Origin of the sequence: Phascolarctobacterium succinatutens CAG:287 (genome assembly GCF_000434895.1) — a bacterium.
GTDB lineage: Bacteria > Bacillota > Negativicutes > Acidaminococcales > Acidaminococcaceae > Phascolarctobacterium_A > Phascolarctobacterium_A succinatutens_A.
In genome coordinates, this window is record NZ_FR892826.1 from 1 (window position 1) to 4,796 (window position 4,796).

Genomic DNA, 4,796 nt, shown 5'->3' on the forward strand with positions numbered 1-4,796 from the left:
CTATCCGTGAAGGCGGCCGTACCGTTGGCGCTGGTGTTGTTTCCGAAGTAGAAGAGAAATAATTTTCCGGCATAGTAATGCAAAATACAAGACCGGTCAGCTTATGGCCGGTCTTGATTTTTAAGACTGATTGTCAAAGAAACGTTTTAGAGTAACTAAGCACTGTTTGTGCAGAAAAAATTTGCGTCAGACGGATATTTATAGTTGACATAAAGTGTTAACTGTGTTACTCTATATTAGCGACAATTTGTGATTGGTTTTATTATTATGTACGTAAGCGAGGTGTAACTAAATGCGTAACCTGATTACTTTGGCTTGCACTGAGTGCAAACAGAGAAATTACCAAACCAACAAAAACAAAAAGAACGATCCTGATCGTATCGAGCTCAATAAATATTGCAAGTTCTGCAAAAAACACACTCTGCACAAAGAGACCAAATAATATTGGCTCGTGCGTAACCGGGTAGTAATAGCAAGGATGTGACAAGATGGCCGTTCCGGAAACTACAGACACTGAGAATAAGGGATTCAGCATTACAACCTTTCTTAGTGAAACTAAAGTAGAATTAAAAAAGGTTACCTGGCCTACCAAACAAGAGCTTATTGCTAACACTATAGTGGTAATTATTGCAGTTGTTTTGTGCGCAGCTCTAATCTGGATTATTGATTCCATCTTTAGTATGTTATTCCGCATGATTTTGCAATAATGAGCTGTAAGGCTTAAGTAAGGAGGGAAGGGGAAGCGTTGCTTTCCGTTTATTCATGGAAGAAGAAAAGCAAGGAAAACATTGGTATGTAATCCATACCTATTCTGGCTACGAAAATAAAGTGCGCGCAAACCTGGAACGAAAAGTTCATTCCTTGGGTATGGAAAATGAAATTTTCCGTATTGAAATACCTACGGAAAAAGAGGTTGAAATCACTTCGGATGGCAAGAAAAAGCTTGTCGAGCATAAAGTTTTCCCAGGCTATGTGCTGGTGGAAATGATTGTCAATGAGCGCAATTGGTATGCTGTCCGCAATACTGCAGGTGTAACTGGTTTCGTCGGTTCTGATTCTACCCATCCGACTCCGCTTACAGCTGAAGAAGTAAGGCAGATTATGCCTTCGATGGGTATGGAAGTTGAAGCAACTGAAAAACCCGCAAAAATTGATTTTCAGTTACATCAGAGAGTCCGCATCAAGACTGCGCCCTTCATGGATTTTGAAGGCACAATCAGTGAAATCAACGAAGAAAAGGGTAAACTGAAGGTACTCGTTGATATCATGGGACGCGAAACTCCTGTTGAAATTGACTTTACACAAGTTGAAGAAATTGAGTAAGGAGGTGTAATTAAATGCCGAAAAAAGTCGTTAAAATGGTAAAATTACAGGTACCGGCTGCTAAAGCTACTCCGGCTCCTCCGGTAGGTCCTGCACTTGGCCAGGCTGGTGTTAACATCATGGCCTTCGTTAAGGAATTTAACGCACGTACCGAGAAACAAGTTGGCCTCATCATTCCTGTTGAGATCACTGTATTCGAAGATCGTTCCTTTACTTTCGTAACCAAAACCCCTCCGGCTGCAGTTCTGCTGAAAAAAGCTGCTGGTCTGGAAAAGGCTTCTGGTGAACCTAACAAAAAGAAAGTTGCTAAACTGGGTCGTGACAAAGTTCGCGAAATCGCAGAAAGCAAAATGCAAGACCTCAATGCTGCAAACGTTGAAGCTGCTATGAGAATGGTAGAAGGCACTGCACGTAGCATGGGTATTGTAATCGAAGACTAATTTTAAGTAGTCTTCTCAATTTAGTGGGAGGCAAAAGCCGCTTGTACCACATAGGAGGATTTTATAACAATGGGCAAAAAGTATGATGACGCTTTGAAATTAATCGAAGCTGACAAATTCTACTCTCCGAAAGAAGCAGTAGCTCTGGTTAAGAAAACTGCTGCTACCAAATTCGACAGCACTGTTGAAGTTGCTTTCCGTCTGGGCGTTAACCCTAAATACCCTGATCAGCAAGTTCGTGGTGCACTGGTTCTGCCGAACGGCACTGGTAAATCCAAGACTGTTATGGTTTTTGCTAAAGGCCCCAAAGTTGCAGAAGCAGAAGCTGCCGGCGCAGATTTCGTTGGCGGTGAAGAATATGTTGATAAAATCAAGAACGGCTGGATGGCATTTGACGTGTGCATCGCAACCCCTGATATGATGGGTCTTGTTGGTCGTCTTGGTAAAATCCTTGGCCCTCGTGGTTTAATGCCTAACCCGAAGGTTGGTACCGTTACCATGGACGTAACCCGTGCCGTTAAGGAATCCAAAGCTGGTAAAATCGAGTATCGTACCGATAAATCCGGCAACGTACAAGCTCCTATCGGTAAAGCATCCTTTACTGAAGAGCAACTGTTACAAAACTACATGACTTTGGCTGACACCCTGGTTAAGGTTAAACCGGCTGGTGCTAAAGGTCAGTATATGAAGACTATCACCATGTCCTGCACCATGGGCCCTGGCGTTAAAGTTGACGTCCTGAAAGCTAATAGCGACAAATAATTGTAGTTTTACTTAATTTTACTAAATCAGAAGATAATCGGGCCATAGACAGCAGGTGCCACGTGCGTAAGTTTTAACTACGCCTGCCGAGGCTGGAGCGTGAAGATATATTAGACCTTCCGACCTCCGGCTACGGCCGAGAGGTCTTTTTGATTTAATAAAAACATCAAAAAAAGGAGGTGCAATCTAAATGGCAGTTATTAGACCTGAAAAAGTAGCTAAAGTTGCTGAGATTCAAGAGTTGCTTTCTAACTCCAAATGCACTATTTTAGTTGACTTCTGCGGTTTAACTGTTGCTCAGGATACCGAGCTGCGTCGCAAAATGCGTGAAGCTGGCGTTCACTACAATGTAGTTAAGAACACTCTGTTGCGTATTGCTGCAGAACAAGCTGGTATTGAAGGTCTGGAACCTTCTCTGGAGAAAAACACCGCTATCGCTGTTTCCCCGGAAGATCCTGTTGCAGTTGCAAAAATCGTTTGCGAATTCGCAAACGAAAACAAAGAACTGAAAGTTAAAGTTGGCGTTCTTGATGGCAAAGTTATCGGTGCTGACGAAATCAAAGCACTGGCTTCTCTGCCGCCGAAAGAAGTTCTTATTGCCAAGATGCTGGGCAGCATGAATGCTCCTATCAGCGGTTTTGTCAATGTACTTCAAGGTACTATCCGCAATGTCGTATACGCTCTGGAAGCTGTACGCAAACAAAAAGAGTCCGCTTAATTTGCGGCATGCTGCATAAGGCAGCTTAAAAAATAAAAACTTACTTATTATTGGAGGTAACTATAATGAATAAAGATCAAATCATCGAAGCTATTGAATCCATGACCGTACTCGAGCTGTCCGAACTGGTTAAAGCTCTGGAAGAAAAATTCGGCGTATCCGCAGCTGCTCCGGTAGCTGTTGCTGCTGCTCCGGCTGCTGGCGGCGAAGCTGCTGCAGCTGAAAAAACTGAATTCGACGTAATCCTGACTTCCGCTGGCGCTTCCAAAATCGGCGTAATCAAAGCTGTTCGCGAAGCTACTGGCTTGGGCCTGAAAGAAGCTAAAGAGCTGGTTGACGGCGCTCCGAAAGCTATCAAAGAAAAAATCTCCAAAGCTGACGCTGACGCTCTGAAAGAGAAACTGGAAGCTGCTGGCGCAACTGTAGAAGTTAAATAATCTCGCTGCTACGCTAGTAGCACAATAGATTGTTGATTCGTCTGCAATCCTGACTCCGATGCACTATATATAGTGTGTCGGAGTTTTTTGATTTTGTGGATTGAGATCATTTTGGGATCATCTTTGACAAATCATATTATATCGTTCAGTTTTTGCACTGTTTCATTTTGCTTATTTTGGTATATATGGGTATATACGTCTAATGTAATTTTTACACTAGAGTGTCCTAATCGTTCACTTATCTCTTTGATTGGAACATTAAGTTCATAAAGTAGTGAAGCATTAGAATGTCTAAGGTCATGTAAGCGTATTGTTTTTATGCCTGCTAATTTTGCACCTGATCGTAATGCTCGCCACATATTGTGTTTGTTCAACATAAGAAAAATTTGATCATTACGTGATATACCATCAAGTTTATTTACATATTGAGATAACATCGACATGATTTTTGATGGCATAGGAACAACTCGGATACTAGTTTGAGTCTTTGGAGATTGAATAATATTTTTCTTACCAATGCGCACTAGAGATTTGTTGATTTTTAATGTATTATTAATAAAATCTAAATCCTCAGGTGTTAGTGCAAGTAATTCTCCTAACCTTAATCCGGAGTAAAAAAGCGTATTGAAAGCAACTATGAGTGGTAAATCATCAATGTGCCTTTTAATACCAGCTGTTTTATTAGCTTCTTTATCGCTTAATGCTAAAATAAATCTTTTAAATTCGTCCTGTGTCCAATAGTCAATATGATTATTTCGCGCTTTTCCAATAGTATCTAGCAATTTTGCTGGGTTAGTTGTTAGATTACAGTATTTTTCTGCAAAATTAAACATTGATTTTAAGATATTGTTTGTTGTATATAAGTATGTACCAGAATAAGGTGATGTGTGTCTGAGCATTATATTTTGCCATGAAATTAATGTTTCTATTGTTATAGCATCAATTGTTAGATTTTCAAAATATGGCATAAAATGTTTATAAATCAGATATTTTTTATTCTCGATTGTCGTTACTTTTCTGCGTAACTCACAGTAGGTTAAGTATTTATCGACTAATTGACTAAATTTAAAATTACAACAATTAGCGTATTTTGCTTTAAAATCTAATTCATATTGT

Annotated in this window: 8 protein-coding genes and 1 other annotated feature; of the genes, 7 read left to right on the forward strand and 1 reads right to left on the reverse strand. The window is 40.4% G+C overall.

Going from position 1 to position 4,796, the window contains the following annotated elements; translation table 11 throughout:
• Positions 1-292: 292 nt before the first annotated feature.
• From rpmG to rplL, 7 genes are all read left to right on the forward strand, one after another.
• Entirely contained in the window at positions 293-442 is a 150-nt protein-coding gene (rpmG, locus tag BN587_RS10510) for a 50S ribosomal protein L33 (protein WP_009145199.1), read from the forward strand.
• A gap of 46 nt (positions 443-488) precedes the next feature.
• Positions 489-707: a preprotein translocase subunit SecE gene (secE, locus tag BN587_RS10515; RefSeq protein ID WP_009145198.1), complete on the forward strand. Its 219-nt coding sequence runs from the start codon at positions 489-491 to the stop codon at positions 705-707.
• A gap of 55 nt (positions 708-762) precedes the next feature.
• Positions 763-1,323 (forward strand): transcription termination/antitermination protein NusG, encoded by a 561-nt coding sequence (nusG, locus tag BN587_RS10520; protein ID WP_021721100.1) that lies wholly within the window; start codon positions 763-765, stop codon positions 1,321-1,323.
• A 14-nt stretch (positions 1,324-1,337) separates the two neighbouring features.
• The gene (gene rplK / locus BN587_RS10525) at positions 1,338-1,763 is read left to right on the forward strand and encodes a 50S ribosomal protein L11 (RefSeq protein ID WP_009145196.1); all 426 of its coding nucleotides are present in this window, start codon (positions 1,338-1,340) and stop codon (positions 1,761-1,763) included.
• A gap of 69 nt (positions 1,764-1,832) precedes the next feature.
• Positions 1,833-2,525: a 50S ribosomal protein L1 gene (rplA, locus tag BN587_RS10530; protein WP_021721101.1), complete on the forward strand. Its 693-nt coding sequence runs from the start codon at positions 1,833-1,835 to the stop codon at positions 2,523-2,525.
• A 24-nt stretch (positions 2,526-2,549) separates the two neighbouring features.
• Positions 2,550-2,685, forward strand: a sequence feature (ribosomal protein L10 leader region).
• A gap of 30 nt (positions 2,686-2,715) precedes the next feature.
• A complete protein-coding gene (gene rplJ / locus BN587_RS10535) occupies positions 2,716-3,243 on the forward strand; it encodes a 50S ribosomal protein L10 (protein ID WP_021721102.1) in 528 nt (175 codons plus the stop codon).
• 65 nt (positions 3,244-3,308) lie between these two features.
• Entirely contained in the window at positions 3,309-3,680 is a 372-nt protein-coding gene (rplL, locus tag BN587_RS10540; protein ID WP_009145193.1) for a 50S ribosomal protein L7/L12, read from the forward strand.
• A gap of 131 nt (positions 3,681-3,811) precedes the next feature.
• Here rplL and BN587_RS10545 read toward each other — a convergent pair.
• The coding region (locus tag BN587_RS10545; RefSeq protein WP_044484910.1) for a tyrosine-type recombinase/integrase at positions 3,812-4,796 on the reverse strand (985 nt) is incomplete at its 5' end.

Excerpts from the sequence above, each read along its gene's own strand:
- nusG (WP_021721100.1), top strand. The coding sequence starts at position 763 with ATGGAAGAAGAAAAGCAAGGAAAACATTGGTATGTAATCCATACCTAT.
- secE (WP_009145198.1), top strand. The coding sequence starts at position 489 with ATGGCCGTTCCGGAAACTACAGACACTGAGAATAAGGGATTCAGCATT.
- rplL (WP_009145193.1), top strand. The coding sequence starts at position 3,309 with ATGAATAAAGATCAAATCATCGAAGCTATTGAATCCATGACCGTACTC.
- rplK (WP_009145196.1), top strand. The coding sequence starts at position 1,338 with ATGCCGAAAAAAGTCGTTAAAATGGTAAAATTACAGGTACCGGCTGCT.
- rplA (WP_021721101.1), top strand. The coding sequence starts at position 1,833 with ATGGGCAAAAAGTATGATGACGCTTTGAAATTAATCGAAGCTGACAAA.
- rpmG (WP_009145199.1), top strand. The coding sequence starts at position 293 with ATGCGTAACCTGATTACTTTGGCTTGCACTGAGTGCAAACAGAGAAAT.
- rplJ (WP_021721102.1), top strand. The coding sequence starts at position 2,716 with ATGGCAGTTATTAGACCTGAAAAAGTAGCTAAAGTTGCTGAGATTCAA.